The sequence below is a fragment of the Geobacillus thermoleovorans genome, assembly GCF_001610955.1.
Taxonomy (GTDB): Bacteria; Bacillota; Bacilli; order Bacillales; family Anoxybacillaceae; genus Geobacillus; species Geobacillus thermoleovorans.
Window position 1 is genome coordinate 3370051 of the sequence record NZ_CP014335.1, and the last position, 18354, is coordinate 3388404.

Genomic DNA, 18354 nt, shown 5'->3' on the forward strand with positions numbered 1-18354 from the left:
GGCGTCGCCTTTTTGGATCAGCCCCTTCTTTTGTCGAAAATATTAACGGAAGAATTGTTTTCCTATTTGGCCAAGACGGTATACGGACGCAATATGCCGCGCCGTTTGTGTCACATAATGTTCTGCCTGCTCCAACGCTTTTTCAAGCGGCACGACGCCGGGCACGATCGTAAACAGCGCGTCGATGCCATGATCCAACACGACGGCGCTGTCGTCGCCCAACGACCCGGCGATGCCGATGACGGGGACGCCGAACTGTTTCGCTGTCTTGGCGACGCCGATCGGCGTTTTGCCGAACACCGTCTGTCCGTCAATCCGCCCTTCGCCGGTGATGACCAAGTCAGCGTCTTTGACGCGCTCCGCGAGCTGAACCGTCTCGATCACAATCTCTACGCCGCGCTTTAGCTCGGCCGGGAGAAACGCGAGCAGTCCCGCCCCCAACCCGCCGGCCGCACCCGCTCCCGGAATGTCGCCGACTTGTTTGCCGAGATCGCGTCGGATGACATCTGCGTAATGCGCCAAATTCCGGTCGAGAACGGCGACCATGTCCGGTGTCGCCCCCTTTTGCGGACCGAAAATGGCCGACGCTCCGTTCGGACCGGTAAGCGGGTTGTCGACGTCGCACGCCACGTCAATGCGGACTCCCCCAAGACGCGGGTCGAGACCGGAAAGGTCAATCGCATGCAAATCGGCCAGCGCGCCGCCGCCCGGACCGATGTCGCAGCCGTCTTCGTCCAAAAGCCTTCCCCCGAGCGCCTGCACCATGCCGGCCCCACCGTCGTTCGTCGCGCTGCCGCCAATGCCGATAATCAAATGAGTGGCGCCGGCGTCAAGCGCTGCTCGGATCAGTTCTCCCGTCCCCCGTGTCGTCGTCACCAATGGGTTGCGCCGGTCGCGCGGGACAAGGTGCAGCCCCGAGGCAGCCGCCATCTCGATGACCGCTGTCTTCCCGTCGCCGAGCAAGCCAAAAAACGCCCGCACCGGCTCACCGAGCGGTCCGGTCACGTTCACTTCCACGATGCGGCCGCCAGTCGCATCAACAAGCGACTGCACCGTCCCTTCCCCGCCATCGGCCATCGGCACTTTCACGTACTCAGCCTCTGGAAACACCGACCGGAACCCGCGTTCCACCGCCTCGGCGACTTCGAGCGCCGAGAGGCTTTCTTTAAATGAATCAGGGGCAATAACGATTTTCATTCTTTTTCCCTCCTCTTTTGTCTCCATCCAAACCTTGAAAACGAAAAGTCATCGGAAACGGCTGTCTTGGCACAAACGATGACAATAGCCTCCACTATAAGTTGTTCGCCAACCGAAGCGCTGCTTCCTTTGAGCGCAAACAAATCGCCAACATACTTACGCCACGAACAAGCCATGGCTGCTCGTAGCCGTCATAAGCGGGAAAAGAGAAGCGCCAAACACCTCAGCCGCCGCAATCGTATTCGGATTCGGCGATATGATATTTCCGGCCTTTCCGTCGCCGACAACGCCGCAATCGCGCTAGCTGTACTGGAAGAACCACCTATGCTTTATCTGCTTCCCTTTTCATTCAGCGAAATAAGCACGATCCAGCTGTATAGTTCACGAAAGAACCGGCATCGATTGGAACCAACTTTCACTCAATATGTGTCAAATTTTGTGGAAAAAAGGCGAAAAACAATGCCATTTCGTCTATTTTCACAATTGTGTATATAGTACTATAATAGATGTAACCATATGTTCGTTTGTTCCAATTGGGAACATCTTGATTCTATAAAAAAGACGGTTTCCAAATTCACCGTTCGCCATCGCCGGCTATAATCCGTATTTTTGCTGAAAGCCACTGGCATGTGAGCAGCCTTCCTTTTCTTTTTTTTGGAATCACTTCATCAACGCCGAAGTTGTCAGAGGTCAGATTTATAGGAGAGAGAGCCGAGATGTTACTCCGAGCACGACCGATGATTTTTGCTGTTTTTTCCGCATCCATTGTTGTTGTTTTTGTGTCAGAACCGCCTTCCTTCGATCGCACCTATGTCATCGCTTTGCTGTTTTATTGGCTGTTTTCCAGCTTGTATTCACACTTGCGCGTCATAGACAAAACGAAAAACAATATTCCCGTTGATTACGGCATTAACTATAGTTTATCGTTCGCCTTATTTGCCGGCCCGTTCGGGCTGTTTATCTTTGAAGCGTTGTTTCGCTTGACTGAACATATAGCAAAAAAATATTTGAAAACAGCGGAACCCGATGAATGGCTGCACACATTGTACAACATCGGCTCGTTTGTGACGTTCAATTCGCTCGCGTTTGCCTTATACAATCTCCTTGGTCCGCTGTTTCAGTCTATTCCGTTCATTGGCTTCTGGCTGCTTTTATTCCTGCTCGTCATCGTCGTTTCCTTTTTGACTGACTGTTGCCTGATCATCATTTTTTATATAACCGGCGACATTCAGACACAGCGCGAGGCGTTGGATTTTATTAAGACGAGAAGCTGGATGGACATGGGAAAAACGGCGCTGACAAACGGTCTGTTATTTCTCTTTTTGCAAGAACAGCGGTGGGATATGCTTTTGAGCTTATTTTTGCTGAATTACTTCGTCAGCCGCTCGTTCTTTTCCAAATCGCAAAGCATCCAGCATAAACTAGAACGCGACCACTTCGAAAAAATGGCCTACACCGACTTTTTGACCGGCATCCATAACCGCGCCTACATGGATCAAACGATCGCCAAGCTAAACGGATCCGGTGAATGGATTGGCGTCGTCGTCGCCGATATCGACAATTTTAAAACGATCAACGACACGTATAACCATGCCGTCGGCGACGAGGTGATCCGCCATTTCGCCTCAACCTTGAAACAGTTTCTCAAAGAGGGCGATTTTTTGTTCCGCAGCGGCGGTGAAGAATTTACGATGTTTTTGCGTAATCGCACATTTGAAGAGAGCGTCCGGCTTGTCGAGGAGATTCGAGAAGCAGTGCGCCATAGCACTGTGTTGGTCGATTATATGGCGGCAAAACGTCCCATTGCCTATACGTCGTCGTTCGGTCTTTACTTTTGTCAAGCAGAAGGAACGATGTCAATTGAAAAAGCGTACATTTATGCCGACCATTTATTGCTCCGTTCGAAAGAAAGCGGCAAAAATAAAGTATCAGCCCAATGCGGGGGAGTTGCATAAATTAGGCGGCTCTCCCCTGACTTTTCCTTAGCGCAACCCTCTTTTCCTGCTATATTTCCCTAAACGTCATTTGGCATAACACCTTAATCAAGATTCGCGATCTGTCAAACCAATGCGGCGCCCCTTGAGTGAATAACCTAAAAATTCCTTAATTTAAAAATATTTCCATAAAATAATGAGACCGCTTCATCATTACACAAACGGTGATTGATGAAGGATAGCCGTTGTGCTGCATTGGCGGCAACGGCTATTTGAATCAAATGTCTCATACTTTATCCCCCATATTCAACCGTAATGGATAAATCTGCGATAGAACGTCTTCATCCCATCATGAAACTAAGAAATGGAAAAACCCCATTTACTTATGATACGGTTCCCCGCGGTTAATGCGAAATGCGCGGTAAATTTGCTCGAGCAAAATGAGGCGCATCAGCTGGTGTGGAAACGTCATTTTCGAAAACGACAGCGTCTCATCGGCGCGCGCCATCACTTGTTTGCTTAAGCCAAGCGAGCCGCCGATGACGAACACCACTTTGCTTTTGCCGTAGGTGGCGAGCTCATCGAGACGGGCGGCGAATTGCTCGGACGATTGCATCTTCCCTTCAATCGCGAGCGCGATGACGTGAGCGTCATGCGGAATTTTCGCCAGCAGCCGTCCTCCCTCGCGCTCTTTGATTTGTTCCTCCTCAAGTTCGCTCGCCCGCTCCGGCGTTTTTTCATCAGCGACTTCGATGATGTCGATTTTGGCGTATGCGGACAGACGCTTTGTATATTCATTAATTCCAGCGATTAAATATTTTTCCTTCAATTTACCCACAGCGACAATGGAAATATGCACAAACAACCCCTGCCTTATAAACAGCTTATCAACAAGATTTATCCACATATACACAACACATATCCACATGTTGTGAAAAAACTGTTATCCTCCTACGACATATACAGCTTGTTTCGAGCAAAAATAGCACTGTTTTTCGCTGTTGTCCACAGGCAGGAGATCCGGCGCCTGTTCCGTTTCATCTACATATTGATCAATGGCGATGTCGACATGTTCTTCACATGTGAATATCATCATTCTCGCCCCTCTCCTTGTGGAAAAAAGAAGGAGCGTTTTCGCTCCCTCCATTCGTTTAATACGACTCACGCGCCAGCTTCATCGTGACCGTGCGTTTTTTCCCATCACGATAAAACGTGACTTCCATCCGGTCGCCGATCGATTTTTTCGTATACAAATATTTGCGCAAATCAAGCACGTTGCGGATTTTTTCGCCGTCAAGCGCCACGATGACATCAAACTGTTTTAAACCCGCCTGTGCGGCCGGCGACATCGGCACGACTTGAATGACCGCCGCTCCTTCCGTTACGTTCGGCGGCAAATGGAGCGTCGCCTGCAAATGGTACGATGGGATGTCGCTCAGCGAGCGAAGTTCAACGCCCATGTACGGACGGCGCACTTGTCCGTATTTTTCCAAGTCCGAAATGATCGGAATGGCCGTGTTGATCGGGATCGCGAACCCGATGCCTTCAACCGCCTCTTGGGCGATTTTCATCGAGTTGATGCCGATGACTTGCCCTTTGATATTGACAAGAGCGCCGCCGCTGTTGCCCGGGTTGATCGCCGCATCTGTCTGCAATACTTCTGCGTTCCAGTCTGGAGCGCCGTCTTGGTCCAAATCGACTTCGACCGTCCGGTTCGTTCCGGAAATAATGCCTTGTGTCACCGAGCCGGCAAACTGCAAACCGAGCGGGTTGCCGATGGCAATGACTGGCTCGCCTGGCTTCACCGTATCGGAGTTGCCGAACTGGGCGACTTTTTTCACATGCTTCGCGTCAATTTCCAAGACGGCTAAATCCATAAGCACATCACTGCCGAGCAGCTTCGCCGGCACTCTCGTCCCATCTTTGAGGCTCACTTCGAGCTGACTGGCGTTTTCAACAACATGATGGTTCGTGACGATAAACGCCCGGCCTCCCGCTTTCTTGTAAATGACGCCCGATCCGACGCCAGCCTCGCCTCCTTGCGACCAGAAGCTGGCTTCTTGAATGTTGACAACGCCGACAACCGCATCCGACACTTGGTCGATCGCCTTTGTCACCGCCGTCGTCACATCTACGGAAACACTCTGCCGAATCGGTGGAGTTCCATTTTCCTCTGTTTTTGGCTCTTCCTCTGCTCTTTGATTCGGCACAACATCATACGGGAGGATATCCCAACGGGAAAGCGCCGGAATGGACATGAGGACGAGCAGCCCTCCTAACACGGCGCCGACAAGCGCGGAAACAAACGATCCGCTTCGCCGCTTCCTCCTCGTTTGTTCGTACGGCTCATAATGGTCGTCGTAGTATCCCATGCTCACCCTCCTTTCCACATTCGTCTCCATCCCTCATTATAATCATGAACAGGAGAAAAAATCCAACAAATGTGTCTCCCTGAGTCAGTCAAGACTTTGTGGAGAACATTTTTTCGGTTCACTACGGGCGTTGTCAATCACTAGTTAGCGAACCATTTTCAGGAATTAATATCGTAAGCGCTTTCGGACTCTCGTCCCTCATCTTGAGGCGATGATACGATATTCCATTTTTTTACACCCAACCACCATCCCGGAGCGCCGACAACGCTTGATGGATCGGCGTCCCGGATGACCGCTGCAGACACGGTAGATTCTGACGCACCACATCTGCCCATAACCGTCCTGCCTTCCGTTTGGCCTGTTCAACCCGCTTGGACTTCGTCGAGGCCGAGGCTGCCGTTCGGGTCTCTTCTTCCTCCACCAACTGCCCATTTCTCCGCCAAATCCCGTCGATTCGGGCTGCCATCGCCCTCAGAAACGCCCGAAGCCCTTGGTCTTTCCAGCTGCGGCGGGATTTCACCCGATGCGCAAACCGGCTCATCACGCTCTCGGCGTGACCCATCGGACGCATGCCGGTCGTCTCCACCCCTTGCTCCGACAGCCACTCCCGATAGTCCCGGATGCATCCCGGCATCGACTCGATCCGGCGGATCATGGCAGCCATCTGCTTCTCTTTCGCTTCGTCCTCCAACGTGCCGACCGCGCTGTTCAGCTCCACCAGAAGCCCCTCCTCGTCTTGTTTCGCCAGCTTCTTCCGCACCTCCCGCCAACGCGGGTGGCCGGACAGACACTGACGCAGCTCCCGCGCCACATGAAATCGATCCAGCTGAAAGCACGCCCGCTTCCCAAAATACTCCCGGCAGGCCGTGATCCACGACGCCGCGTCGCCGTTGATGATCAACAGGTCCCGGCACGGATCATAGGCATATTCGTTCATCAGCCACTCTTCGAACCGTTCCCACACGTCTCCCTCCCCTTCATGGAGGTAGTGGCGCCGGTTCACGAGCTCAAGCTGCGAACCGTTTCGTTTCCATCCCTCGTGAACCGCCAGGATTTTCTCTTCTTTCGCCCGTTTCCCTTTCCCCTGGCGGGAAATAAACAGTCCATCCGCCTCCACAAACAGCACCCGGCCGTGCCGTTGGGAAACAGGGCGGTGCAGCGAGACAGGGGCCTCCAGCACCAGTTGGCGAATCGCCTCGTGGCTCATGACCGCATACCCCACGATCGACTCCAACGTACGGGCCGCTTTGCGGTAGGAAGAGCACTCTACGGCCAACTCGACCGCCGTTTCCTCGAGGCAAGGACTGATCGATCGGGCCCCATCAAAGCCTAATTCGGCATCCAGCAAGAAGGTATAGTTCCCCGTTTGCCGGTCATAGTAGTAGTTCCGTCGAAACGTCACTTCTCCAAACAGCGTTTGGATCGTAGTCGGCCGTTTGTCTTTCAGCTGATACCGGCGCTTGTCCCGCGCTTCCGCCAGTTGTTGATCAATCTCCTCCAAAAGGGCCGCCAACAAGACAGCGAACACCTTTTGAAGAGTTCTGACTAATTGTTCCTCCAACTCTTTTAATAGGGGCCATTCTGTGGTAAGATGTTTCATGGACTCTCTCCCTCCTGTTTTCGGTTGGTTTGCCAATCACCATCATAGCAGGGAGAGAGTCCTTTTTTCACGACATTTGCTTTTTCTACCGCGCTTCGCTTGGTGGCCCCGACGAGCGTCGCGAACAAAAGTTCGCAACCCTCGTCGGGGATCATTTCGGAATGTCACCCACAAATATTTTACTCACACTGTCTCCCTCAGTTTCGGCAAAACGGGCTTTATACATACGCTAGTGCCGTCGCCCGACGCGGATCGGTATCATACAAACGAAAGCGGGCGCCGACCGCTAAGCCTTTCTGTTCCAACACTTGCGTCACGGTCATGCGCGCCAGCTCTTTCATATTGTTATCTTGGCTCAAATGGGCCAAATAAATTTGCTTTGTCCGGTCGCCGATCACGTCAGCAAGCGCCAAACCCGCTTCCTCATTCGAAATATGGCCGACATCGCTTAAAATGCGGCGCTTGACGCTCCATGGATATCTCCCCATCCGCAGCATGCCGAGGTCATGATTGCTTTCAAACACGAACACATCCGCGTTTTCAATCGTCTTTTTGATCCGCTCGCTCACATAGCCGGTATCGGTGAGCAACGCAAGCTTTTTCCCTTCATAGTGGAAAACGTAAAACATCGGCTCGGCGGCGTCGTGAGAGACGCCGAACGATTCGACGTCAACATCGCCGAACGTCCTTACCGCGCCGAGCGGAAAGACAAATTTTTGCTCGGGCGGAATGTCGCCGACCGTTTGTTCCATCGCCCGCCACGTTTTTTCATTGGCATACACCGGCAGCCGATACTTGCGGGCAAGCACCCCGAGCCCTTTAATATGGTCGCTATGTTCATGGGTGACAAGCAGCGCATCAAGCTGCTTTGGATGGCGGCCGATCTCAGCAAACAACTCCTCAAGCTGCTTGCCGCTCAAACCGGCGTCAACAAGCAGGCGCTGGCGGTCTGTCTCAATGTAAAAGGCATTGCCGGTGCTGCCGCTGGCCAGCACACTAAATCGCATCGTCATGTTCTTTCACTCCAGCACATTTCCTTGATCATTGATCACTTGCCCTTCAAACGCATTGACGAAATAGTCTTCCTTCCGATTGACAACAATATGCCAAGTTGGAGTCAACACTTGGGATGCAGTAAATTGAACAAGCCCGTAATAGCCAAGCTCCACTTTCGTGACGCGGTCGCCCGGCTGCAAATGCCCTTTTCGGTACAACGTCTCAATGGCTTTAATCGCCGGGACGATATCTTGCTTCCGCTCGTACTTTTCCAAGTCGCTGAGCATCGTCTGTTCATACGACAGTGCTTCCCGTCTCCCGTTGACATGGATGACGAGCTTGCTGTTTTCATTGCCGTAAATCATCTTGCCGTCATACATTTGGTAGCAGGTCAAGATTCCTTGTTTTTCATCAAACGACCAAAAGGCATATTGCCCGCCGCCGATGATGTAGCGCTGCAAAAACTCACGCAGCTGGTATGGATCGTCAATCGGCAGCGCAACCGGATCGATGAACGTCCCTTTGACTTTCGTTTCTCCTTCGATTTTCACTTTTTGCCCGGGCAGCTTTTTTACATCCGCCATGGTGAATGAGCGGCTTTTGCCGCTGACATACGCCGCTTTCGTCACTTCTTTAGGCAGATCCACATACGTAATGCCGTTCGCCTCAAGCTGCTCTTCAATCGTCGTTTCCAAAATGACATCGAGCTGGCTGCTGTTTCGTTTTTCCATAAACTGATAGCCTAAAAAGCAGTCGAGGATGAGGAACACGATAATAAAAATCGTCTTCGTTTTACTCCAGTCCATTTGTTCCCCCTCCTCCCGCCTCATCGCCCATGTTTACCTTTTTCCACGTTTGTCCGTACAAGTAGAACCATGCCGGTTCAAGGCGGATGACTTTTTCCCGCTCCGGATCTTTGATGAGCTCATAGCCGATGGCGATATCTTTGATGAGCGATTTGCGAACGCCTTTCGTCTGTTCGAACCAGTTGACGACCTCATGGCCGGACGGCAGCGTTTTTGGTGTGCGGTTGCGATCCGCGATTTCAAGGCGGAAGAGCGGACGCTGGTATTTCATCAAATCGGACGCTCCCCACGTCTCCACGATTTCTGACATGCCGTATTCATTAAAGACTGGATAGCCGTTGACGACAAGCCGGAACGTGACTTTTCGATCCTCCTCGCTCCAGCGGGCGAAATGATACAGATCCGTCCAACCGCCATGCTCATTGACGAAATCAATGCTTTTTTGGATGATATGGGTTTCTTGCTCCGTTTGTCCCATATTCGAGACGCGCGCCGCTGGATTCACATACAGCAGCATCCGTTGAAGAAAATCGACGTCCATCAGCCGCGAACCGTCTGTATATTCTTCGCCAAACGGAATCAAATCTTTTTTGACAAAGCTTGGATCGCTAAAGAGCGCTTCTTTAAACTTGTCTGCGTCCAGCTCGTCGGTATAATATTGCAGACTGCTGAGCACCACTTCTTTTTCCGGCAAATACAACTGCTTCGTTTCGCTGACCGGATAAGCGAAATAACGCGGAAAATGGCTCGCTTCTTTCGCCAGCCGACCGATCGCCGATAAGGAGGCATCGCTGGCAATCGCTTTGTAAATTTTGCGCTTGTCGGTCGCGATGAAGTAGATGGGGAACTCGTCCTTCCCACCGAGCGGGACGAGCAGGCGGTCAAACGCCAAGCCGTCGAGCCCCCTGTCATCGATCGTGAAAATCAATCGGTATATGTCGATCGGCACCTCATCGGGGTAAATGATCTCAAGCCGCTCTTTGCCGTTTAAAAACGATAAAAACTTCCCTTGCGGAACAGAAGACGAAACATCTTCGAAATCATCAAGCGTCCATCTTCTCATTTCTTTCAGCACTTCATTTTTCTCTTCGTCTTTCGTCACAGCATAGGGGACGCCGTTTTTATGAATGAGAATCTGCTTTGGCTGCACGACCATCGCTGTATCCACTTGCGTATTGCTCACGGAGACGTGTTGAATGTATTCGTCGTTTTGCAGCACGTCGTATTTCGGATGATATGTCCATAAGGCAAACGTTAAGGTAATGCTGATGAGCACAAGCAACGTCAACACGATGGTTTTGATCGTTTCATACATCGCACCAGTCATCCTTTTGCTCGCGTTCTAGCGGCAGCGTAAAATAAATCGTCGTTCCTTTATGCTCCTTGCTTTCTGCCCAAATCGTCCCGCCATGGGCAAGAACGACTTCTTTGGCAATGGCCAGCCCAAGCCCCGTACCGCCCAATTTGCGCGACCTGGCCTTGTCGACCCGGTAAAACCGTTCGAAAATTTTTGCCAAGTCGGCTTTCGGAATGCCGACTCCTTCGTCGCTGACGCTGACAATAATTTCATCAGCAAGTTTGCGGACGCGAAATGTAATCGTCCCTCCTTGCGGAGAGTACTTCAAAGCGTTCGAAATAATGTTGTCTAACACTTGCGTAATTTTATCTTCATCAACTTCAATAAAAATCGCCTCGCGCGGAATTTTGCGAACGAACCGGATGTTGTCGCTTTTCGTCAACTCAAATCGGTCAATGACTTTATGGAAATAGGCTGAAAAATTGATCCACGTTTTCTTCAGCTTGTAGTCTTTGCTGTCAAGCTTGGACAGATGGAGCAAGTCGTTGACAAGCCGAATCATCCGTTCCGTTTCATTTTGCACGACTTGAATGAACCTCGGCGCGATGTCTTTATCTTGCCAAGCGCCGTCAGCGAGCGCTTCTAAGTAGCTTTTCATCGTGGTGAGCGGCGTGCGCAATTCATGCGACACATTGGCGACAAACTGCCGCCGCTCGCGGTCGATTTTTTCCTGTTCGGTAATGTCGTGCAAAACGACGATCAACCCGTTGACAAATCCGCCCTCTTTTTGAATCACCGACAACGACGCGCGCAAAATATACAGTTCCTCATCCGTGCTGAAATCTAAAATGAGCGAATCGCGCTCCTCAAGCAGCGTTTCAAACGTATACTGGTCGGCAATGCCAAGCACGTCGACGATCGAACTCGACAGCACTGTTTCACGTGAAACATTCAAAATGTTTAACGCTGCATCGTTAATGAGAATGACGCGCCCGCGACGGTCGGTCGCAATGACGCCATCAGTCATATGCGTCAAGACGGACTCGAGCTTGCGCCGTTCCCCTTCCGTCGTCGCCTGCGCTTCCTGCAGTTTTTTGGTCAGATTATTGAACGTCATCGCCAATTGGCCGATTTCATCATAGCCGTACACTTTGACCTTGCGGGAGAAATCTCCCCTCGTCATCGCCAGCGCTTGCCGGCGCATATCGGAAATCGGCCGGGTGATCGTGCGGGACAAAAAAATGCCGAGCACGGCGGTAATGGCGAGAGCGATCCCCGTCCCGGTCGCCAAAATCATATTGATTTGCCGCATTTGCGAAAAGACGTTTTCCATCGAGGCGATGACGTAAATGACACCTTTGATTTCGCCGCTCGTTTTGATCGGAGTCGACGAAATGTACATGCGATGACCTGTTTTCGAATCGAGCAGCATCCGGTCGACGATTTCGCCGGTGACGAGGGAACGTTTTACATAAATCTCGGTCGTCCGCTTTCCGACGATGTTTTGCATATACGGATTGGATGTCGCAAGCACTTTCCCTTTCTCATCGATGACGCGCACTTCGGAAATGTCTTGGGAAACGAAATCATGAAGAAGCGAACGGATGTCTTCTTCCAATGTCGGGCTTTTTTCATCGCGCTCCCGATTCATCGCCTGCTCGACGTTATAGGCGAGCAAGGTCACCCGTTCGTTTAATGAGTTTTTAAAGTTCTGCACAAGCTCCGTTTCCAGCTTGCGAACGAAGTACACGCCGATGATTTGCATGGCGACGAGAATCAGTAATACATAAATGATGACAAACTTAAAATGAATCGAACGGAATGGACCTACTTTTTTCATGCTGGCTCATGACTCCTGTTCCGGATTGCGCAAGTAATAGCCGACTCCCCGTCTTGTGACGATCCAATTCGGGTGGGAAGGGTTGTCCTCAATTTTTTCACGCAGACGTCTTACCGTCACGTCCACGGTGCGCACATCGCCATAGTAATCGTAGCCCCAGACGGTTTGCAGCAAATGCTCGCGCGTCATCACTTGGCCGATATGCTTCGCTAAGTAATGAAGCAGTTCAAATTCGCGGTGGGTCAGTTCAATTGTTTCCCCCCGCTTTTGCACGACATACGCGTCCGGACGGATGACGAGCGGGCCAATGACGATTTCATTTGTTTCGTTTTCTCCTTCTTCTTGGTTGGCCGTTTGCGCATGGCGGCGCAAGTTTGCCTTCACCCGCGCCAGGAGCTCGCGCGTGCTGAACGGCTTTGTCACATAATCGTCCGCACCAAGCTCCAACCCAAGCACTTTATCAATCTCGGAATCTTTCGCTGTCAGCATAATGATCGGCATATCATACTTTTTCCGCACTTCACGGCATACTTCCATGCCATCTTTTAACGGCAACATAATATCCAATAAAATCAAGTCCGGCATCGTTTCTTCAACTTTTTGCAGCGCTTCTTCGCCGTCGTAGGCGCAAATGACTTCATATCCTTCTTTTTGCAAATTAAATTGCAAAATATCGGCAATCGGTTTTTCATCATCAACGACTAAAATGCGTTTTTCCATCTCGCTCACATCCTTCCTTTTGCGATGGAATCCTATCATTACTAATTTACCATGTTATGAACATGAAATCATCCTTTGCCGATTGCCATTTTGAGGAGCCTATCAAAGAAAAAAGCATAGACGCGCGCGCATCTATGCCTGTCGTTTGCCTTGTTTATACGCTGCCTGCCACCGTCCACTGTTGCCGCTTACGCGTAGACGCTGCGGACGACGTTCGTTTGCGAACGGTCCGGTCCGACGGAGAAAATCGAAAGAGGGATGCCGGTGAGCTGGGAAATGCGCTCGACGTAATGGCGGGCGTTCGCCGGCAGCTCGTCTAGACTTTTCACCCCGGTGATATCTTCCGTCCAGCCAGGAAGTTCTTCATAAATCGGCTCGCATTCGGCCAACACTTTTAAGCTGGCTGGAAATTCTTCGAGCACTTGGCCGCGGTAGCGATAGGCGACGCAAATTTTCAACGTTTCAATGCCGGTCAACACATCGATCGAGTTAAGCGACAAGTCCGTAATGCCGCTCACCCGGCGGGCATGACGGACAACAACACTGTCAAACCAACCGACGCGGCGCGGACGGCCGGTCGTCGTCCCATACTCGCGGCCGACTTCGCGAATGCGGTCGCCGATTTCATCGTGCAGCTCTGTCGGGAACGGCCCGTCGCCGACGCGCGTCGTATAGGCTTTCGCCACCCCGACGACATGCTTGATTTTCGTCGGCCCGACACCGGCGCCGATCGTTACCCCGCCAGCGACTGGATTCGACGACGTGACAAACGGATACGTTCCTTGGTCAATGTCAAGCATGACGCCTTGCGCTCCTTCGAACAAGACGCGGCGCCCTTCATCGAGCGCATTGTTCAATACGACCGATGTGTCGCAGACGTATTTGGCGATGTGCTGGCCGTACTCGTAATACTCCTCAAAAATGTCCTCCAACCGGAAGCCTTCGACCCCGTACACTTTTTCAAGCAGCGTATTTTTCTCCCTCAAGTTGCGCTCCAGCTTTTCGGCAAACACGTCGCGGTCAAGCAAATCAACAATGCGGATGCCGATGCGCGCCGCCTTGTCCATGTACGCCGGCCCAATTCCTTTTTTTGTCGTGCCGATTTTGTTTGCCCCTTTCCGCTCTTCCTCAAGCTCGTCCAATTTCAAATGATACGGCAAAATGACATGAGCGCGGTTGCTGATGCGCAAATTATCAGTCGAAATGCCGCGCTCGTGCAAATACGAAAGCTCCGCAACGAGCGCCTTCGGATCGACGACCATCCCATTGCCGATGACGCAAATTTTATCTTTATAAAAAATGCCCGACGGGATCAAGTGCAGCTTATACTTTTCCCCGTTGAACACGATCGTGTGTCCGGCATTGTTTCCCCCTTGATACCGGGCAATCACTTCCGCATTTTCCGATAAAAAGTCCGTAATTTTCCCTTTCCCTTCATCGCCCCATTGCGTGCCGACAACAACGACTGACGACATGGCGAGCACCTCCAGTTTCCTCGGTCTAAACATTGTCAGTGTACCAGTTTTCAGCCATAAAGTCAATGAAACACGAACATTAAAAGAAAATATCGTCCATTTTATTCGTTTATCAATGATCAGGAAGGCTCCCTCTTTAACGCCGCGGGTGTAAACGAGGAAATAGTCAAAGGCCAAAAGAACAAAAAGGCGCCCGCCGCCGGCAGCGCGGTCCGTCTTACGCCCCCGGTGGAATTTGCGCCTCATCGAAACGGCGCTCTAAGTTGACGAATTTATTGTACTCTTTAATAAAGGCGAGCTGCACCGTCCCGACCGGGCCGTTCCGCTGTTTGGCGATAATGATTTCGATGATGTTTTTGTTCTCGGAATCTTTGTTGTAGTAGTCGTCGCGATACAAAAAGGCAACGATATCAGCGTCTTGCTCAATGCTCCCCGATTCGCGAAGATCGGACATCATCGGCCGCTTGTCCTGGCGCTGCTCAACGCTGCGCGACAGCTGTGACAAAGCGATGACCGGCACTTCGAGCTCGCGGGCGAGCGCCTTTAACGAACGGGAGATTTCCGACACTTCCTGCTGGCGGTTTTCCCGGTTGCGCCCACTTCCTTGAATGAGCTGCAAATAATCGATCACCACCATGCCGAGGCCGCTTTCCTGTTTCAAGCGGCGGCATTTGGCGCGAATGTCGCTGACGCGGATGCTCGGCGTATCGTCAATATAAATGCCGGCGTTTGACAAACTGCCCATCGCCATCGTCAGCTTGCCCCAATCTTCCGGCGTCAGCTTGCCAGTGCGCAAGTTTTGGGCGTTGATGTTGCCTTCGGCGCAAAGCATCCGCATCACAAGCTGCTGGGCGCTCATTTCCAAGCTGAAAATCGCGACATTTTCGTTCGTCTTCGTCGCCACATTTTGGGCGATGTTTAATGCGAATGCCGTCTTCCCGACCGATGGCCGGGCGGCGACGATAATCAAGTCGCTGCGCTGAAATCCGGACGTCATCCGGTCGAGTTCAGTGAATCCGGTCGGGATGCCGGTGATGTCCCCGTTCCGGTTATGGAGCATTTCAATGTTGTCATACGTCTGTACGAGAACATCTTTAATATTTTTAAAGGCGCCTGAATGTTTCCGTTGGGAAACCTCCATAATTTTCCGTTCCGCTTCATCGAGCAAAACGTCAATTTCATCTTCCCTTGTATAGCCATCTTGGGCAATCGATGTCGCCGTGCGAATGAGGCGGCGAAGCAATGATTTTTCTTCAACAATGCGGGCGTAGTATTCGACGTTGGCCGCTGTCGGCACAGAATCGGCAAGCTCGCTTAAGTAGGAGACACCGCCCACTTCCTCCAGCTGCTCCAAAGCGGCCAGTTCCGCCGTCACCGTCACTAAATCGACCGGCTCGCCTTTATCAGCGACGCGAAGCATGGCGTGGAAAATTTTTTGATGGGCCGCGCGGTAGAAGTCTTCGGGAATTAATCGTTCCGAGGCGAGCGTCAGCGCAGTGGGATCCAAAAACACAGCGCCAAGCACGGCCTGCTCGGCTTCAATGCTTTGCGGAGGAATTCGTTCTGAAAAAAGTTCGCTCATCGTCTCACCGCCTTTCCCCCGTTTCATCTCCGTCGATAATGCCCCCGCCATAGCGGGCGGGGGCATCATTGCTGCCGTTATTTTTGTTCCTTGACGTGCACTTTTAAGGTCGCTGTCACTTCCGGATGGAGCTTCACCGGCACATTCGTATATCCGAGGGAGCGAATGGCATCAGCAAGCTCGATTTTCCGTTTGTCAAGCTTCAAGCCGTGCTGGGCCTGAAGCGCCTCAGCGATTTGCTTGCTCGTGATCGAGCCAAACAAACGGCCTCCCTCGCCCGCTTTCGCCGGAATTTCCACCGTCAGCTTCTCGAGCTCTTCTTTCAGTTTTTTCGCATTGGCCAATTCTTCCGCCGCTTGGCGCTGCTCTTTTTGTTTTTGCGCCTCGAGCGCTTTGATGTTCGCCGGCGTCGCTTCAATGGCGAGCCCTTGTTTGAACAAAAAGTTGTTTGCGTAACCGTCGGCGACGTCTTTGATTTCCCCTTTTTTCCCTTTTCCTTTCACATCTTTTAAAAAAATGACTTTCATGATGGCTTCCCCCCCTCGAAATAGTCATGAATGGCTTCACGCAGCTGCCGCTCCGCCTCTTCCACCGTCACTTCGGACAATTGGGCGGCGGCGTTTGTCAAATGTCCGCCTCCACCAAGCCGTTCCATAATGACTTGCACGTTGACATCGCCGAGCGAGCGGGCGCTGATGCCGACCGTCCCGTCGGACCGCTTGGAAATGACGAACGAAGCAACGACGCTGCTTAAAGTGAGAAGCGTATCGGCCGTTTGCGCAATCAACACTTGGTCGTGCACCTCGTTCTCGCCCCCTTTGGCGATGGCGATGCCATGCTCATCGATCACCGCCCGTTCGATCAATTTCGCCCGTTTGACGTAGTTGGCGATGCTTTCCCGCAGCAATTTTTGCACAAGCACCGTATCCGCTCCTTGGGCGCGCAAGTATGACGCGGCGTCGAACGTCCGCGAGCCGGTGCGGAGCGTAAAGCTTTTCGTGTCGACGACGATGCCGGCAAGCAGGGCGGTCGCTTCGAGCATCGTCAGCTTCATCCGTTTCGGTTGGTACTCTAACAGCTCGGTGACGAGTTCCGATGTCGAAGAAGCATAAGGCTCCATATAGACGAGAATCGGCGCCTCAATGAACTCTTCGCCGCGGCGATGGTGATCAATGACGACGATATGGTCGGTGCGATACAATAGCCGCTCTTCAATGACGAGCGACGGACGATGCGTATCGACGACGATCAAAAGCGTATCCTCGGTGACGAGCTCAAGCGCCTGCTCCGGCTTTAGGCATCTTGACCATAACTCAGCATGTTTTTTCATTTCCTCAAGCAACCGTTGCGCCCCGGCATCCGTTTTGGCCGGATCGACGACGATAAACCCTTCCTTTTGGTTCGATTGGACGACTTTTAAAACGCCGATCGCCGCTCCCATGGCGTCCATATCGGGATATTTATGGCCCATGATGAGCACTTTGTCGCTTCCTGCAATCAGTTCGCGAAGCGCATGGGAAATAACGCGGGCGCGGACGCGCGTCCGCTTTTCCATCGGGTTCGTTTTGCCGCCGTAAAACTTCACTTTTCCATTTCCTTGCTTAATCGCGACTTGATCGCCCCCGCGCCCCAACGCTAAGTCCAAGCTTGATTGGGCGAGCGCCCCGAGCTCCGGGAGCTGGGACACGCCGGCGCCGATGCCAATGCTCAGCGTCAGCTGGGCATGATGTTTTGCCGTCTGCTCTCGCACTTCGTCGAGAATGGAAAATTTGCTTTTCTCGAGCCGCCCAAGAATATGTTCGTTCAATACGGCAATAAATCGGTCGGATGACGTCCGCTTTAAAAAAATGCCATAGTCGTTCGCCCACCGGTTCAACACGGAAGTGACGAGGCTGTTTAGTTGGCTTTTTGCCTGATCGTCCATCCCTTGCGTAATTTCATCATAATTGTCAAGAAAAATAATGGCGAGCACCAGCCGTTCCGCTTCATACTGCCGCTTCAATTCCAAATGCTCAGTAACATCAAAAAAGTAAAGAAGCCGTTCAGGGCGGCGAATGACCACTTTCAGCTGCTTTCCGTTCAATTCGACGATCTCTTCGTCCGTTTTTCCCCTTTTCACAAAAGCGGCCAACGATTCGGAAAGCTCGGCGAGAGAGCGGCCGACAAGCGTCTGTTCCTTAAAGCAGGCGGCCAAAAAACGGTTCGACCACTCGATTTCTCCCCCTTCATCGATGAGCATAATGCCGATCGGCATTTGCATCAACGCTTCCTCGCCTACTTTTTTCACCCGGTGCGACAAATTGGAAATATAGTGCTCCAACTCTTTATGCAAGGAGCGTTGCGCCCCAATGACATAATAAAGCACAAACCCGACGCCAAGAAGGGCGACGAGGCCAAGCAGCCATTGGAAGTAAAACAAGCCAATCGCCATAAGCACCGCCAGGGCGGCTAACGCATATAACGGATAGCGATACGCTTTCCTTTCATAAAAATGGGACATTCAAGTCAGCTCCTACACTGAAGAAATGACTCGCC

Annotated in this window: 15 protein-coding genes; 1 reads left to right on the forward strand and 14 read right to left on the reverse strand. The window is 51.9% G+C overall.

Going from position 1 to position 18354, the window contains the following annotated elements; translation table 11 throughout:
* Nucleotides 1–42: 42 nt before the first annotated feature.
* Nucleotides 43–1197: a glycerate kinase gene (locus GT3570_RS16985; RefSeq protein ID WP_062899072.1), complete on the reverse strand. Its 1155-nt coding sequence runs from the start codon at nt 1195–1197 to the stop codon at nt 43–45.
* Between the two features lie 716 nt (nt 1198–1913).
* Between GT3570_RS16985 and GT3570_RS16990 the strand changes: the two genes are divergently transcribed.
* Nucleotides 1914–3152: a GGDEF domain-containing protein gene (locus GT3570_RS16990; protein WP_011232930.1), complete on the forward strand. Its 1239-nt coding sequence runs from the start codon at nt 1914–1916 to the stop codon at nt 3150–3152.
* A gap of 358 nt (nt 3153–3510) precedes the next feature.
* Here the strand turns inward: GT3570_RS16990 and rlmH are convergent, their stop codons facing one another.
* The 13 genes from rlmH to GT3570_RS17050 form a co-directional block, all read right to left on the reverse strand.
* Nucleotides 3511–3990: a 23S rRNA (pseudouridine(1915)-N(3))-methyltransferase RlmH gene (gene rlmH, locus GT3570_RS16995; RefSeq protein WP_011232931.1), complete on the reverse strand. Its 480-nt coding sequence runs from the start codon at nt 3988–3990 to the stop codon at nt 3511–3513.
* A gap of 84 nt (nt 3991–4074) precedes the next feature.
* Nucleotides 4075–4227, reverse strand: a complete 153-nt coding sequence (locus GT3570_RS18290; RefSeq protein WP_011232932.1) for a CxxH/CxxC protein — start codon at nt 4225–4227, stop codon at nt 4075–4077.
* Between the two features lie 55 nt (nt 4228–4282).
* Entirely contained in the window at nt 4283–5503 is a 1221-nt protein-coding gene (locus GT3570_RS17000) for a S1C family serine protease (protein ID WP_011232933.1), read from the reverse strand.
* Nucleotides 5504–5735: 232 nt separating this feature from the next.
* Nucleotides 5736–7103 (reverse strand): ISLre2-like element ISGsp3 family transposase, encoded by a 1368-nt coding sequence (locus tag GT3570_RS17005; RefSeq protein WP_062898392.1) that lies wholly within the window; start codon nt 7101–7103, stop codon nt 5736–5738.
* A gap of 218 nt (nt 7104–7321) precedes the next feature.
* On the reverse strand, nt 7322–8116 hold the full coding sequence (locus tag GT3570_RS17010; protein WP_062899073.1) for an MBL fold metallo-hydrolase: 795 nt from the start codon (nt 8114–8116) through the stop codon (nt 7322–7324).
* Between the two features lie 6 nt (nt 8117–8122).
* A complete protein-coding gene (locus GT3570_RS17015; protein WP_011232935.1) occupies nt 8123–8905 on the reverse strand; it encodes a two-component system regulatory protein YycI in 783 nt (260 codons plus the stop codon).
* Complete coding sequence (locus tag GT3570_RS17020) at nt 8892–10220, reverse strand: YycH family regulatory protein (protein WP_011232936.1); 1329 nt, start codon at nt 10218–10220, stop codon at nt 8892–8894. The genes GT3570_RS17015 and GT3570_RS17020 overlap by 14 nt, the downstream gene beginning before the upstream one ends.
* Entirely contained in the window at nt 10213–12042 is a 1830-nt protein-coding gene (walK, locus tag GT3570_RS17025) for a cell wall metabolism sensor histidine kinase WalK (protein WP_011232937.1), read from the reverse strand. The genes GT3570_RS17020 and walK overlap by 8 nt, the downstream gene beginning before the upstream one ends.
* A gap of 6 nt (nt 12043–12048) precedes the next feature.
* The gene (yycF, locus tag GT3570_RS17030; protein WP_011232938.1) at nt 12049–12762 is read right to left on the reverse strand and encodes a response regulator YycF; all 714 of its coding nucleotides are present in this window, start codon (nt 12760–12762) and stop codon (nt 12049–12051) included.
* A 188-nt stretch (nt 12763–12950) separates the two neighbouring features.
* A complete protein-coding gene (locus GT3570_RS17035; RefSeq protein WP_011232939.1) occupies nt 12951–14237 on the reverse strand; it encodes an adenylosuccinate synthase in 1287 nt (428 codons plus the stop codon).
* Nucleotides 14238–14454: 217 nt separating this feature from the next.
* The gene (gene dnaB / locus GT3570_RS17040; RefSeq protein WP_011232940.1) at nt 14455–15819 is read right to left on the reverse strand and encodes a replicative DNA helicase; all 1365 of its coding nucleotides are present in this window, start codon (nt 15817–15819) and stop codon (nt 14455–14457) included.
* 77 nt (nt 15820–15896) lie between these two features.
* The gene (rplI, locus tag GT3570_RS17045) at nt 15897–16346 is read right to left on the reverse strand and encodes a 50S ribosomal protein L9 (protein ID WP_011232941.1); all 450 of its coding nucleotides are present in this window, start codon (nt 16344–16346) and stop codon (nt 15897–15899) included.
* Nucleotides 16343–18319 (reverse strand): DHH family phosphoesterase, encoded by a 1977-nt coding sequence (locus tag GT3570_RS17050; RefSeq protein ID WP_013146700.1) that lies wholly within the window; start codon nt 18317–18319, stop codon nt 16343–16345. The genes rplI and GT3570_RS17050 overlap by 4 nt, the downstream gene beginning before the upstream one ends.
* Nucleotides 18320–18354: the final 35 nt, after the last annotated feature.